Consider the following 14,485-nt stretch of genomic DNA (forward strand, 5'->3'; position numbering starts at 1 on the left):
GACGTCTGAAAGGCAGACGAAAATCCGGGCATTCAATTGACCACGGCACCCGACGGCGCAGGCTCGTCAGGTATGGGCTCATCAGGAACAGGGCCTATGGGGAATGTGCCCATGTCGGCGATGTCACTCGCCTCTGACGGGCAACCACGGCCATCCGTGGTCGTAACGACGATCTCGCCATCGAGATACCAGTACGCCATGTTGTTGTCGTCTTCTTCGTAATAACAGAGCGCCATGCGGCTGCCATCCAGCGCCGCAAGAATAGCCCAGTTCACGGAACCACCACTGCGCCGATCCCAGCCTGAAGCGAGCAAGCGATCATCGACCTTGAGAATCGGGCTGATCATGTCTTCACCCAGCACCGCATCACTGACCATGGCCGAAGGTGCCGCCTTGATCACGGCTGCGCGAACGTCAGGGTCCTCGATGAAGGCGGTGCCATTCACCTTTTCCCATGGATACTTGCCGATATAAGCCTTCAGGGGGGTGTGCGCCTGTTCCTTCCCGGCAAGGGCAATGCCTGCGGCCCCTGAAAACAACACGCCCAGAACGGTCCCTGTAAGCAAGCGTTTCATACCACTTCCTGATCAATACTACGGTTCGGGAAAATTATCTTCAGCCTTCGCACAAGGGCCAATTCTGCCGGGAATCTACCCTCACAGATAATCCCGGCCAATAGTACGGATGTGCTATCCCCGTATTCAAAATCGCCCATTCCCTATCAATAGCTTGAACAGGCCCTGAGAGCTTTATTAATGGCGCAAGGCAGCACGCTGCCGAAAACAGGCGAGGCCCGCCCTCTAAAAATGTTAATTAAGAATAATAAAAATCGTATAAATCACAAAAATGTATATTAGCTTAAAACCAAAAAGACTTTTACAGCCTCTTCTCAGACGAATAAGGTCTTAAAACCAGCCTGAAGCGCTGTTCGACTTGAAGAGGATTTCTCATGCAGCCCAACCAACCTTCGGCACTGCCAGGCAACCCCGCGGACCAGGGGACACAGCAATGATCAAAAGCCCTCTTCTACCGCGCCTGTTGTTCGCCGCTGTGACTGCCGCCACTCTTCTGGGTTGCTCCCCTGCCGGTCAGGACAGCCAGGCAGGCAAGACTCTCAAAGTCGCTTTTTTCAGGGATAACACCATATTGGTCAGCGTAGATCCCTTCCAGGTCTACTGGCTGGAGCATCGGGTAGTGCTGCGCAATATCGTCGAATCATTGACCGATCAAGACCCACAGACCGGCAAGATCATTCCCTGGCTGGCAGAGCGCTGGGAAGTGAGTGACAACGCGCTGGAATACACCTTCCACCTGCGCAAGGACGTGACCTTCAGCAACGGTACACGCTTCGATGCTCATGCGGTGAAAGCTGCTTATGACTCAAACAAATCTTTCGCCGCCCAGTTGCCGAGCACCTTTGGCGCGACTTATCTGGCGGGCTACGATCACGCCGAGGTCTTGGACGACTTTACCGTCAAGCTGGTGCTGGCCAAGCCCAATGCCGGCTTCCTGCAAGCCACGTCCACTACCAACCTCTCAATTCTAGCTCCGGAATCCTACAAGCTCAGCGCCAAGGAGCGCTCGCTGGGCGCGATCATTGGCACCGGGCCTTTTGTACTGGAGCGCTACACACCGGAAAGCGGTCTGCTCCTGACCAAACGCAAAGGCTACGCCTGGCCATCAGCCAATGCCCAGAACAAGGGCGAGGCGCATCTGGATAAGGTCGAAGTCAGTTACGTGCCGGAAGAAAGCGTGCGCAACGGTCAGTTCGTACAGGGCCAGGTCGATATTCTCTGGCCGCGCAACCCGTTCTCCGAAGTGGACCTGAACCTGTTCAAGTCCAAGGGTGCCACCATCCAGAGCCGTTCCTTGCCTGGCCCGGCCTTGAATATCTACCCCAACACCCGTGGCTCGCGCATTCTGGCCGATCGCGATGTGCGTCTGGCGCTACAGAAAGGCATCGACCGCAAGACATACGCCGCCACGGTTTATAACCCTGAGTTCCCGGTGGTTTCGGGCATCTATGACATCACTACGCCCTATTACAAGAATCAGAGCGACAAGCTTGCCTATGATCCCCAGGGAGCCGAACGCCTGCTCGACGGTGCGGGCTGGCAGAAAAATGCCGATGGTTATCGCTACAAGGACGGTAAACGGCTGAAGCTTTCCTACAACCTGTCACCTTCCGAAAGCGCTGGCGATGTGCTGATCCAGGATCAACTGCGCAAGATCGGTATCGAACTCAAGCTCAGCGTCGTGACGACGGCTGAATGGGCGGCGACCAACGCTGCAGGCAACTACGACCTGACTTTCGCCTATATGACCCGCGCCGACCCGATCGTTCTGCAGAGCATCCTTGATCCGCGCAGTGCCAACAGTTCGACCCTGGCGACCAGCCTTTACGAGCCGCAAACGCTGCCAAGAGCACTGGAGCTGTTCGATGCCGGGCTGACCGCTACCCGCAGCGAGCAACGGGCGCAAGCCTATGGCGACTTGCAGGACCTGCTGATCGACGAAGGCTCGGCGTTCCCCGTCTATGAGCGGGTCTGGCAAGCCGCGACGGCCAAGAAGGTGCGCAATTTCCACTGGACCGCCGAAGGTTTCGCACTGTTCAACGACATCGAGATCGCAGCACCATGAGCCGTTACGTCCTTGGCCGGATTGCCCAGGCGCTGCTGGTACTCTGGGGTGCCTACAGCATCACTTATTTCATTCTGTATCTGCTGCCCGGCGACACACTGTCCATCATGCTCAGTGCCTCCGGGGTCGAGATCGATGCTCTGTCAGAGCAGGACCTCGCCCAGGCCAGGTCCTATTACGGGCTGGACCGCAGCGCCTTCGAGCAATATGTCGATCTGTTATGGGGTGCGATCCACGGTGACTTCGGCAATTCACTGACGCTCAACCGCCCCGTTTCAGAAGTGCTGGTCGAGCGGCTGCCGCAAACCATGGCGCTGGCGGGCCTGGCGATTGTCCTGTCGCTGATTGGCGGGGTTGGTCTGGCTTACCTCACCGCTTACGTGCGCTGGCAGCCGTTGAAAGTTGCCCTGTCGCGTCTGCCTTCGCTGGGCTTTTCGGTGCCGGTGTTCTGGATGGGGCTGTTGCTGATCCAGTTGTTCGCCTTCAGCCTCGGCTGGTTTCCGGCAACCGGCAATGAGGGCTTTTCCAGCCTGATATTGCCTGCGGTCACCCTGGCGATTCCCAGTGCAGCGGTGTACGCCCAGGTGCTGTTGCGCGGCTTTCAGGGTGTGTGGAAAGAGCCCTACATCATCACTGCCTACGCCAAAGGCCTGAGCCGCGCTCAGGTCCAGGCACGCCATGCGTTCAAGAACGCGGCCTTGCCCCTGCTGACACTGATCGGCCTGCAAGTGGGCAATACCGTTTCCGGCGCCGTGCTGGTGGAAACCATCTTCGCCCGCTCTGGGATCGGTCGTCTTGTCCAGGAAGCGGTGCTGCGCCAGGACATTCCGGTGGTACTCGCCATCGTCGCCGTCTCGGCTGCCGCTTTCGTTGTGGTCAATCTGATCGTTGACCTGCTCTACCCCGCGCTGGATCCGCGCATTGCCCACACGCCAAAGGTCTCCTGACACCATGACCATTTTCGATACTCGCCTTGCACGCCTGGCTCGCCTTGTCAGCCGCAATGAAGCGCAGCCTGCGACCCAATGGCGGCGGCGCAGCAGCCTGAGCCGGGCTTTCGATTCGGCTCTACCATTGTTGCGTCGCCCCGGATTTCTGCTGGCCGTGGCTATCGTTGCCTTTGCATTGCTGGCCGCCATCGCGCCGACCCTGCTCAGCAGTTATGCGCCCTACGCCACCTCGCCCGCCGACAAGCTGACGCCACCCAATGCCGAGCACTGGTTCGGCACCGACGAGCTGGGGCGCGACCTTTATACACGCGTCGTGCATGGCTCCAGCCTGTCGGTACAGGCAGCCTTGCTGGCCGTCGGCATCGCCATGGCCGGCGGCCTCAGCCTTGGGGTGATTTCCGGTTTTGCGGGCGGTCGCATCGATGCCGTGATCATGCGTTTCATCGACGTATTACTGGCCCTGCCCGGCCTGCTACTGGCCCTGGCCATCGTCACCGCCATCGGCTTCGGCACCATTCCGGTGGCCATTGCGGTAGGTGTCGGGATCATTCCCGGCTTCGCCCGCACCACCCGCGCCGAGGTGCTGCGCGTCAAGACCTTGCCCTACGTCGAAGCGGCACGCCTGGGTGGCGCAAGCTGGACCCGGACCTTGCTGCGGCACATCTTGCCCAATGCCTGGGGCCCGGTAGCCGTGCTGGCCACCCTGGATTTCGGCGCAGCGATTCTGGCCACTGCCGGCCTGAGCTTTCTTGGCTTTGGTGCAGAACCACCCGCCGCCGAATGGGGCACGCTGATCGCCAATGGTCGTCACTTCCTGATGACCGCGCCCTGGGTTTCGTTATTGCCAGGCCTGTTTCTGGTGGCCGTGGTGTTCAGCTTCAACCATATCGCCCGCACTCTGGAAGAGACTCAACGATGACTGACACGCCGCAACTGATCGATCTCCAGAACCTGAGCGTGACCTATCGTTTCAACGGGCAGCTCACCCAGGCAGTGCGCAACGTCTCCTTTCAAGTGGCCAGAGGCGAAACCGTGGCGATTGTCGGCGAGTCCGGCTCCGGCAAGTCCACCATCGCCAACTCGATTCTCGGCCTGCTACCGGATAACGCGACCATCACCCACGGCGAACTGCGGGTCGATGGCAACGACCTGAGCCACGCTTCTGAACGGGAAAAGCGGCGGATTCGCGGCAGCATCATCGGCCTGGTGCCTCAGGACCCGATGGTCAGCCTCAACCCGACCTTGCGCATTGGCCAGCAGATTGCCGAAGCGCTGATCCAGGCCCACGGTCGACGCTACCCGGCCATCGACGCCGATGTGGTGGAATTGCTGGAACAGGTCGGCCTCGACAAGCCGGTGCTGCGCGCCCGGCAATACCCACACGAGCTGTCCGGCGGCATGCGCCAGAGGGTGCTGATCGCCATCGCGCTGGCAGGCAATCCCCGCCTGATCATCGCCGACGAGCCTACCAGCGCTCTGGATGTCACGGTACAACGCAAGATTCTCGACCACCTGCAACGTCTGGTGGGCGAGCGAGACATTTCCCTGTTGATCATCACCCACGACCTTGGCGTGGCAGCGGATCGCGCAGACCGGGTGCTGGTGATGAAAAGCGGTGAACTGGTGGAGCAAGGTCCGCCACGGCAGATCCTTGTAAACCCCGAACACAGCTATACACGCGCATTGATTGCCGCCGCGCCGGCTTTCGGCCAGAGAAAAAGCCCGGCAGCACCACGCCCTTCTTCGCCAGACACTACGCCGCTGCTGACCCTGAGCAATATCGGCAAGACCTATCGCCTGCCTTACGTGAAAGGCGAAGACGCCGACTTCCAGGCTTTGCAGGACGTCAATTTCAAGGTTTATCCGGGCCAGACACTGGCCATTGTCGGCGAATCCGGCTCGGGTAAAAGCACGGCATTGCGCATCGCCCTGGGCCTGGAAAAGCCCACCCAGGGACGGGTGCTGTTCGAGGATCGCGACGTCACCGACCTCGGCTGGAACGAGTTCAGGCCATTGCGGCGGCGTATCCAGCTGGTTCAACAGAACCCGTTCGGCGCCCTCGACCCACGCTTCACCCTGTTTGAAAGCATCGTTGAACCGCTGGTTTCCTTTGGCCTGCTCAAGGGCCGGGCACTGGAACAGGCGGCACGCCAGTTGATCGAGCGGGTTCATTTGCCGACGGCTTACCTGGACCGACTGCCTCGGGAACTGTCAGGCGGGCAAAGGCAGCGGGTTGCGATTGCCCGAGCCCTGGCCCTGAAACCGGACCTTTTGCTGCTTGATGAACCGGTCTCGGCACTGGATGTTTCCGTACAGGCGCAGATCCTCGACCTGCTCGTCGAGCTGCAAAAAGAACTGGGCATCGCTTATGTACTGGTTTCCCACGACCTTGCGGTAGTGGCCAGTGTTGCCCATCAGGTACTGGTGCTCAAACACGGCAAGACCGTCGAGCAAGGCCTGGCCAGCGATGTCTTCGAGCGGCCCGAGGCGGCTTACACTCAAGAGCTTATTGCCGCGATACCGGGTCGAAGCCTGGAATTACAGGCTGCGATATAGGATTGATGCCGATCCGTTAAGGCATACCTCCCATGGCCCGCCTCATAAAATAATTTATGAGGTGCTGAAAATAACTTTGTTGGCGACTGACCCAGCAGACCTCTAGGATGCCTTATCGCTCATCGCCTCAAGGAAAGACCATGATAAGGCTGCATCATCTGAACCAGTCTCGCTCCATCCGCATTCTCTGGCTGCTGGAGGAGATTGGCGCGCCGTACGACGTCGAGTTCTACCGCCGCGACAGCAAGACCCATTTTGCACCCGAGTCCTTGAAGGCGATCCATCCGCTGGGCAAATCCCCGGTGATCGAACTGGATGGCAAGGTCGTTGCCGAGTCCGGCGCCATCACCGAAATCCTCATCGAACGCTTCGCACCGCACCTCGCGCCTGAAAAACACACCGCAGACTATCTGGACTACCTGCAATGGCTGCACTTCTCCGAAAGCTCGGCCATGCTCCCGCCACTGTTGAAAATCTTTGCCCAGCGCGAAACGGCCACCCTTTCCTTTCTGCCCGGCTATGCGCAGGTGGAATGCGAAAAGGTCTTTGGCTATCTGAACAAGCAACTGGAAAACAAGACATTCCTGGTCGGCGAAAAGCTCAGCGGAGCAGACTTCATGATGCTGTTCGTGGCAGAGCTGGTCGAGCGACTGGAGAAGCCGGAGGCCTACGCCAATATCCAGCGCTATCTGGTCACCCTGAAGAACCTTGATAGCTGGAAAAGTGCGCAGGCCCGTGAGGCAGAGGCTTACAGGTAAGCTCAATTACATCCTGCTCAGAAGACTCACTCGGCGAATGGCAGTGAAAGGTAGTGTCGGCCCAACTCCGTCAGCGTTCCCTCGTTACTCAGCAGGCTTGAAAAATGTGGGTCATCGTTCATCCGCCCGGTGAACCACGCATAACGGAACACGTCAGCCCGGCTCTCGCAGATGGCAACCATTTCGGTCATCTGCTGCTTCTGCTTTTCGAGTGAGTCGATCTGGACACCATCCGGCACGGAATGCCAGTTGGCAAATTCGGTTACCCAGAACGGCTTTCCAAATCTGGACAGCCTGTCGAGCATTCCTGACAGGCCATAGTCGTACCAGTGAAAGGCCAGGTAGTCGATTTGCGGCTCTCTGTTCTGGTTCTGCGCCCGATAGGCCGCATAGAACGCATCCAGCCATACGACCGGGTCCCCATAACCGCTCATGGTTCCCCAGTTCATGGCAGGACCGACCAGCTTGACGCCAGTCTGGGCGGATATCTGCTCCAGTCTTGGCCAGAACCGGGCTGCCGCTTCGGGAGTCATGTTCGCCTGATCCAGAAGATTAGGCTCATTGATGATCAGCAGATATCGAATAGCGGGATGTGCGAGCAGGTACAGCTTCAACTGGCCGTCATCGACATTCGAATTCCAGACCATGGGGATGAAGTCCACCCCGTACATCGATGCATAGTCATACGAAGCCAGCCGATCGTGAGGCTTGGGACTCCAGTTGTACCACCAGCTGATTCCGGGAGCCAAAGCACTCAAGTCTGCTGGATACGCAATGTCATAGGCGATCCCGCGCTTTGCACTTTTTGTGGCAGCCCAGGCCGATGAGCTCAATACCAGCATCAGCAGCACACAAAAGAATCGTGCGCAGCGTTGTCTTGCAGCGTTTTGCAAAATCATGGGCTGATCTTCCATAGATAATTCAAAGGAAATTCTTATTCAGATCATCCAACGACAGCCACTCTTCCCGCCCTGCTCCAGCCGGATATTAATCACTTATCTTATCCACACTTCTTGAAAATCCACCCCAAAGCCCCTGACAACTAACCCTGGAGAAAACCCTAACTAACCCATTCACAAACCTTTATTTAACACACAAAAAACCACCATTTAATTCCAGCTACAACAGCATATCAGACCACTAAACCTAACAGCAATTAGGTTTAAAAATTAGCAAAACAAACTCATAAACCCACTAAAAAACAGCAACAAAACCCATAAAAACCAAAAATAAAGCAATAAAAAATCAAAAAAAGGCGTTTTTAGCAAAATATTTTCGGAACAATCCTTAAAAACAAACACCCATAGCCATGCGCCAGCATTTCCAACTAGCCTCATAAAATATAATTTCTCACCCGCTGAACTTTTAATCCTCTTCCCGGACTTAACATGCGGCCCTCAGGCGGAACTTCTGCATTCCGCGATCAGCCGACTCAACACTTATCCTTTATCGAGACCCCATCGATGACTAGACCCCTGCTGTCTGTTGTTAGCGTATTACTGCTGGGCGCCTCCAGTGTCGGCCCGGTTTGGGCAGACTCTAAAGCGGTCGACACACATCATTCGGAACAAGCTGTTCGTGAACAGGTGGATAAACAAAGGGAGCAACTTTCGGGTGCCAACAAAATTGCCACGCCGGTTGAAAAAGGATCGTCCGCACTTCTGCAGGCCCCTGTAGATACAGAGGATGCGCCCGCTCAGGTGCAGAAACCATGAACATCGGCTCCCATGATTCCTTCAACTCCCGCCTCCATCATCAGCCAAAAAGGATGCTGCCCTTGTCAGCCCTCAAACACACGCTGGGCTTGAGCATATTGGCCATAAGCGTCTCGCAGGCCAGTATTGCCATGGCCGTGACGCCCATGACCGGCAACGAGGTAGAAGCCCGTGTCGGTGCCGTACTGGATAACATGAGTGTCGCGGAAAAGATCAACTTCACCCGCGTGGATGACGGGCGCATGATTCCGCGCCTGAGCAAGTGGGGAATGGAAGGTACCGTCGCGTATGACTCGGCGATGGGCGTGCATGTCAACAATGCGACATTCGGAGCCCAGTACCCGGCTCAATCCGCGCTGGCGGCCACCTGGAGCATCAACCGCGCCAAGGAGTTCGGCCTGGCAATCGGGTACGAAACCCGCATCGCGGGCGGCCAGCAAATGCTGTCTCCGGGCGTCAACCTGTATCGCACGCCTTATGCAGGACGTACCGCAGAGTATGTGAGTGGCGAGGATCCATTCCTTGGAGCCGTGCTGGCACCAGCCATCACCAACGGAATCCAGGTCCAGGGCATACAGGCTGCCGGCAAACACTATGTTGCCAATGAACAGGAAGCCAACCGGCATTACGTCGATATCCGCGTTGATGAGCGCGCCCTGCGCGAAATGTACCTGCCCGGCTTCGAATCGATGGTCAAGAACGCCAATATCGCCTCGATCATGTGCGGCTACAACAAGATCAATGGCGACTATGCCTGCGAGAACCACCACCTGATCACTGACGTTCTCAAGGGTGAATGGGGCTTTCAAGGCTTTGTGATGAGCGACTTCAACTCGGTGCAGGATGCCTTCAAGGGTGCATGGGCCGGGACCGATATCGATATGCCGTCCGGCCTTCAATTCACCGAGGCCAAACTGCTTCCTTACCTGTGGAGCGGGCAACTGACTCAGAACGTCATCGACGACAAGGTCAGACGCAACTTGCGCGGTCTGGTGAGCTACGGTTTCGACAAACAGCTGAACAAGGCCCAGACTCTGGAGCATCCGGAATACGGCATGCGTGCGGCGCTGAATATGGCCCGCGAGTCGACTGTGCTTTTGCGTAATGAAAAGACCGCGAAGGGAACCCCTCTGCTGCCACTGGCCCGTGATGCGAAAATCGCCGTTATCGGCGACCTGGCCATGCAGCCTCCGGCTTCGCCGTTCGGTACTGCCAACTCGCCACCCAACACCTATGTGACAGAACTCAGCGGCCTGCAGCAACTGGCTTCAACAAGCTCGAATATCGAGTACCTGCACGAGATGAGCCTCAACCCGAAGGCGTCTGTCTGGTATCAGCCGGGCAGTGGCCAGAACGGCATCAGCAACGGCGGGGTAAAAGCGGAGTATTTCTCCAATACGGAGCTTTCCGGATCACCTGCCCTGACGCGTGTGGAACCGGGGGTCAACCTGAACTGGGTCACCAATACCAACACCACCGATACCGGCACTACCACCGTTTCGGGATTCACCCCCGCAGCCGGATCCTTCTCGGCACGCTTCACCTCCACGATCAAGCCGACCATTTCCGGCGAACACGTTTTCAAGGTTCGTGCTGACGGCGCTTACAAGTTGTGGGTGAACGACGAACTGGTTCTGGAAAACGATGGCACGCAACAGTCGTTCGATCTGATCAACGCGCTGGTGACTTCGGGCAAGACCGCCCGACTGCAAGCAGGCAAGGAATACAGCGTGAAGCTGGAATATCGCCGCCTGCAAGGCAACTTCACGACGTTCCTCGGCGGCCTGGCTGGCGTTCAGATGAGCTGGGCGTCTCTGCGACCGCCTAAGGATCTGTCCCGATACGACGCAGTCGTCATTGCGGCCGGTACCAATCATGAATATGAGGGCGAGTCGATTGACCATGCCTACGAGTTGCCCGAGTACCAGTCGGACCTGATCACCTACGCAACCAAGGCCAACCCGAACACTGTCGTCATCCTCCACAGTGGCGGCGGGCTGGATATGCAGCCTTGGGCCAACAAGGTCGGTGCCAGTCTTCATGCCTGGTTTGCAGGTCAACAAGGTGGTCAGGCAATCGCCGAAATCCTGTACGGCAAGGTGAACCCTTCGGGCAAGCTGCCTATCACGATCGACAAAAAGATCCAGGACAACCCCAGCTACGCCTCGTATTCCGATCCAAAACAATATCGAGGTGACAACGCGCTGACCGAAATGACCTACAGCGAAGGCATTTACCTGGGCTACAGAGGCTATGACAAGAAGCATGCGAAACCGCTCTACCCCTTCGGATACGGGCTTTCGTATACCAGCTTCGCGTACAGCGACCTGAAACTGTCGACCAACGTCATGACTCCGGGCAACACCATTGACGTGAAATTCACGGTGACCAATACCGGCGACAAGGCCGGCTTCGAAGTCGCGCAGTTGTACGTCCGTCCAGTGGCGCCAGCGGTGGACCGTCCGGAAAAAGAACTCAAGGGGTTCAGCAAGGTGTACTTGCAGCCAGGCGAAAGCAAGACCGTCAGCATCCCGATCGACTCGCGTTCACTGGCTTATTACGTGGACAAGACGGCCAGTTGGGATGTCGATGCCGGCAAGTTCAAGATTCTGGTGGGGCCGGACTCAGAGACTCTGCCCCTGGATCGCACCCTGATCACGCTGTATCCAGAGCACCTGACCACCCGCGACAGCAACCCGTTGCCGCTGCCGTTGCGCAAGGCCGTACAGGTAAGCGCCACCCAGGCATTCTGATGACAGGCATTCAGGCTCAGGGATGAGCCTGGATATCCTTGCCCAGACGACGAAGGTAAATATCGAAAACAGCCATGACATCCACGTCCTGAGGACATCTCAGCCACTGGATCTGCAAACCGTCCATGACCGAGAAGATTTCCTGCGCCAATGCCTTCACATCGATATCAGCACGAATCTCTCCCGCCTCTTTCAAAGCCGTCATGTGCCCACGTGCGTGCTGATGAGTGAGGTGAAAACGTTCCTGGTACCAGGCCCATGCAGGGTGAGCCTTCGACATGCTTTCCATATTCATGACCAGCGATGCCTGGCACTCGAAGGCATCTTCGATACTGAAGCCCATGCTCTGCCTCAGGAACCTGAGGAAACCTTCAAGCGTCATCTCCATGGTCAGCTCATGAAATCGCGAGACGACCCTCTGATCCCTGCGCTCCAGAAGCGCGTTCAGCAAAGCCTCTTTATTCGGAAAATGGTGCAGCAACCCTACGGTTGTAATGCCGACAAGTGCCGCGATATCGCGCATCGAGGCGCTGGAGTATCCATCCCGCGCAAAAATGACGGTGGCCGCATCCAGCAACGCCGTTCTGCGCATCTCACCCTTCGGCGCGCGACGACGCTTCGGCGCAGTCTCCTCAACCGATTCATTCCCTGATTCGTCAACTGCCATAAGGATCCGCTAACACACTCATTCAAACTGTCCCGACGTCTTGTAATACCCGACTCCACGGAGTCAGGCCAAGGAGGCGACAAGATACGCTAGCGCTGAGGGCATCGCCAAACGGGTAAAGTGCCAAGACGTAACGAATTACATCAGGATTGCTAAAACTGTAATCGCCAAGACGGCAATACCTATCAAAGACGTCAAAGTGGCCTGCGCGGTTTCTGCAAACAAGGAGCCTTTCACTGGGTACTTTCCCAATGTGAGGGCCTTCATCACAGGCCAGCCGACAAAGTAGCAAACAGCTCGAAAAACGACTTCAACCAGTATGTCAATCACAGCCGACGATCCTTGATCTGCTTGAAAAGAGAACGGGCCGGTAAATTACCATTACCTCATGGGTTGCCGAAGGCCTGATTGGCTGAACATTCAGGCCAGCCTAACGAAAGGCATCGGCGCTGAGCCCGAATCGGTTCATTTTGTTATACAGCCCGCCCCGGGACACTTTCAGTTGCTTTGCAGCCAGCCGGATATTTCCGTTGGTGTGCTTAAGCGCATCAATAATCGCGTTCATTTCATGGGCTCCCAGGTCCGGGGCATCATTGTATTCAGGTCGTGAAGGGGGTTGCGGCCGGAGCGATGCCTGCAGGATTTCCAGAGGCAGGTCGCCTGGCTGGATCGATGCGCTTGCCGCCAGATTGGTAGCGCGCTCGAGGGTATTTTCAAGTTCGCGCACATTTCCCGGCCATGAATACGCCATGAGCGCGTCCAGCGCCGGGGTGGAAATACCCGACACGGACTTGCGCAGTGACTGCGCACAGCGGTCAAGAAAGTGCTGTGCCAGAAGGGAAATATCCTCCTTGCGCATCCGCAATGGCGGCACGGTGAGGTTCAGGACATTGAGTCGGTAATAAAGGTCTTCCCTGAATGCACCTTCAGCCACTGCCTGGCTCAGGTTACGGTGGGTGGCTGCAATGATCCGGACATCCACCTGCCGGGACTTTCTGGCGCCGACGCGAGTCACCTCGCCCTCCTGTAAAACCCGCAGCAGGCTGACCTGTGCATCAAACGACATGTCACCGATTTCATCGAGAAAGATGGTGCCGCCATCAGCCAGCTCGAACTTGCCCGCAGAACCGCCACGGGCAGACCCGGTAAACGCGCCTTCAACGTGACCGAACAGCTCGCTTTGAACCAGTTCCCGGGGAATGGCGCCGCAGTTGACGGCCACAAAAGGACCACTGCTACGGTCGCTGGCATTATGGATGGCCTGAGCGAACAGTTCCTTGCCGGTGCCACTCTCGCCGAGAATCAGCGTGGTGGAGTCGCTGCGACTCGCAATCCTGCCAAGGCGCAGCGCGTCCTGCATGACTCTGGAGTGTCCCTGAATGCTGTCGAAGGTATAACGAGCCTGAGCCCCCATGATGCGGCGGGTGATTTCGCGGATGCGGCGGTTTTCACGCAGCGACACGATCCGTCCGCCCTGCCCGGTCAGGCAGACCGAAACCAGGCACACCAGTTGAGTGCCATCGTGAAGCTGAAAGGTACAGTCCAGATCCCGTAAGGCTTCGCCCTGACGCTGCATGATTTCTTCGTTCAGCTCACTCTGCCCGAGTTGCAGGAACGGACGCTCCAGCAGTTCAGGTCCGACCCGGAACAACTGGCGGGCATAGCGATTGAGCGCCTTGATGCAGCCCTTGTCATCAAGAACCACGAGGCCTTCATTGAGCACTTCCAGAACGCTGCGCTGCTCGTCCAGCAGGATCTGCAACGCCATCTGCCGCGAAACGGCCTCAGCCGCTGCCTGCACGGTACCCAGGGTATGGAAGTGAAACCATCCCGGTTCGGCTGTCAGGGTCAGGATCGCCAGGGTTTCACCACTGGCATTGCGAATCGGCGCCGCAGCGCAATGCATTCGGCGCTGCCGCAGGCCATTGGCAAAGTTCTCCTCGGCCAGCACGTAGACCAGGCGATCCTCGGCAATCGCCAACCCGGTGCAGTTGGTGCCCTGAATGGATTCCAAGAGGCGACTGCCCACCGGCGTGATGTCCAGCCCGCAGAAACTCAGGGTCGTGCCTTGAGGATCGGTGAGGTTGATATGGCCTCGAGGGTTATAGGCGAGCAGACCGCGCATCACTTCCTGGGCGGTTTCGATCAACAAGGCGTTAACGCTCAGCTTTTCAGCCAGATCCGTCGGGGTGACGAACCGGTACTCGGCATCTTCAGGGTCGATTCCCTTGTCGATGCTGCGCCGCCATGAAGCCCAGATCACCGGCCTGACCACAGGATGAGGATCGACCCTGCCTGCAAGACACTCCCGCCAGGCCTGTTGCAGTTCGAGCATCGGCCCGTCATTCAGGGCCAGCGGACCGATGGCGGTGATGTAGTCCAGTTCATTCTGGGGCAAGGTCAGGAACGAATGATCGGCCATTTGCAGCTCTCGAAGTGTTCATTT

At 57.4% G+C, this 14,485-nt stretch carries 12 protein-coding genes; 7 read left to right on the forward strand and 5 right to left on the reverse strand.

Annotation, left to right across the window (positions count from 1 at the left end; translation table 11 throughout):
* Window positions 1-32: 32 nt before the first annotated feature.
* Window positions 33-575 carry a hypothetical protein gene (locus KGD89_RS13265; RefSeq protein WP_025260269.1) on the reverse strand — a complete coding sequence of 181 codons (543 nt, stop codon included), beginning with the start codon at window positions 573-575 and terminating at the stop codon, window positions 33-35.
* Window positions 576-1,008: 433 nt separating this feature from the next.
* On the opposite strand from KGD89_RS13265, the gene KGD89_RS13270 reads away from it, so the two are divergent.
* The 5 genes from KGD89_RS13270 (at window position 1,009) to KGD89_RS13290 (ending at window position 6,904) form a co-directional block, all read left to right on the forward strand.
* Window positions 1,009-2,640: an ABC transporter substrate-binding protein gene (locus tag KGD89_RS13270; protein ID WP_025260270.1), complete on the forward strand. Its 1,632-nt coding sequence runs from the start codon at window positions 1,009-1,011 to the stop codon at window positions 2,638-2,640.
* Window positions 2,637-3,587: an ABC transporter permease gene (locus KGD89_RS13275; protein WP_025260271.1), complete on the forward strand. Its 951-nt coding sequence runs from the start codon at window positions 2,637-2,639 to the stop codon at window positions 3,585-3,587. Before KGD89_RS13270 ends, KGD89_RS13275 begins: the two co-directional genes overlap by 4 nt.
* Window positions 3,588-3,591: 4 nt before the next feature.
* Window positions 3,592-4,509: an ABC transporter permease gene (locus KGD89_RS13280; RefSeq protein ID WP_025260272.1), complete on the forward strand. Its 918-nt coding sequence runs from the start codon at window positions 3,592-3,594 to the stop codon at window positions 4,507-4,509.
* Window positions 4,506-6,146: a dipeptide ABC transporter ATP-binding protein gene (locus KGD89_RS13285; RefSeq protein WP_025260273.1), complete on the forward strand. Its 1,641-nt coding sequence runs from the start codon at window positions 4,506-4,508 to the stop codon at window positions 6,144-6,146. Before KGD89_RS13280 ends, KGD89_RS13285 begins: the two co-directional genes overlap by 4 nt.
* A 140-nt stretch (window positions 6,147-6,286) precedes the next feature.
* Window positions 6,287-6,904: a glutathione S-transferase family protein gene (locus KGD89_RS13290; protein ID WP_025260274.1), complete on the forward strand. Its 618-nt coding sequence runs from the start codon at window positions 6,287-6,289 to the stop codon at window positions 6,902-6,904.
* A gap of 26 nt (window positions 6,905-6,930) precedes the next feature.
* Here KGD89_RS13290 and KGD89_RS13295 read toward each other — a convergent pair whose 3' ends face one another.
* The gene (locus KGD89_RS13295; RefSeq protein ID WP_236249415.1) at window positions 6,931-7,746 is read right to left on the reverse strand and encodes a glycoside hydrolase family protein; all 816 of its coding nucleotides are present in this window, start codon (window positions 7,744-7,746) and stop codon (window positions 6,931-6,933) included.
* A gap of 633 nt (window positions 7,747-8,379) precedes the next feature.
* Between KGD89_RS13295 and KGD89_RS13300 the strand changes: the two genes are divergently transcribed.
* Window positions 8,380-8,619: a hypothetical protein gene (locus KGD89_RS13300; RefSeq protein ID WP_038400420.1), complete on the forward strand. Its 240-nt coding sequence runs from the start codon at window positions 8,380-8,382 to the stop codon at window positions 8,617-8,619.
* A gap of 53 nt (window positions 8,620-8,672) precedes the next feature.
* Window positions 8,673-11,372 carry a beta-glucosidase gene (locus KGD89_RS13305; protein WP_038400421.1) on the forward strand — a complete coding sequence of 900 codons (2,700 nt, stop codon included), beginning with the start codon at window positions 8,673-8,675 and terminating at the stop codon, window positions 11,370-11,372.
* Between the two features lie 16 nt (window positions 11,373-11,388).
* Here the strand turns inward: KGD89_RS13305 and KGD89_RS13310 are convergent, their stop codons facing one another.
* From KGD89_RS13310 to KGD89_RS13320, 3 genes are all read right to left on the reverse strand, one after another.
* Window positions 11,389-12,039, reverse strand: coding sequence for a TetR/AcrR family transcriptional regulator (locus KGD89_RS13310; protein ID WP_025260277.1), 651 nt, complete (start codon window positions 12,037-12,039; stop codon window positions 11,389-11,391).
* Window positions 12,040-12,177: 138 nt separating this feature from the next.
* Window positions 12,178-12,369 (reverse strand): hypothetical protein, encoded by a 192-nt coding sequence (locus tag KGD89_RS13315; protein ID WP_025260278.1) that lies wholly within the window; start codon window positions 12,367-12,369, stop codon window positions 12,178-12,180.
* 100 nt (window positions 12,370-12,469) lie between these two features.
* Window positions 12,470-14,461, reverse strand: coding sequence for a sigma-54-dependent Fis family transcriptional regulator (locus KGD89_RS13320; protein WP_051427734.1), 1,992 nt, complete (start codon window positions 14,459-14,461; stop codon window positions 12,470-12,472).
* Window positions 14,462-14,485 lie beyond the last annotated feature (24 nt).

The sequence above is a fragment of the Pseudomonas cichorii genome (genome assembly GCF_018343775.1).
In the GTDB taxonomy this organism is placed as follows: Bacteria; Pseudomonadota; Gammaproteobacteria; order Pseudomonadales; family Pseudomonadaceae; genus Aquipseudomonas; species Aquipseudomonas cichorii.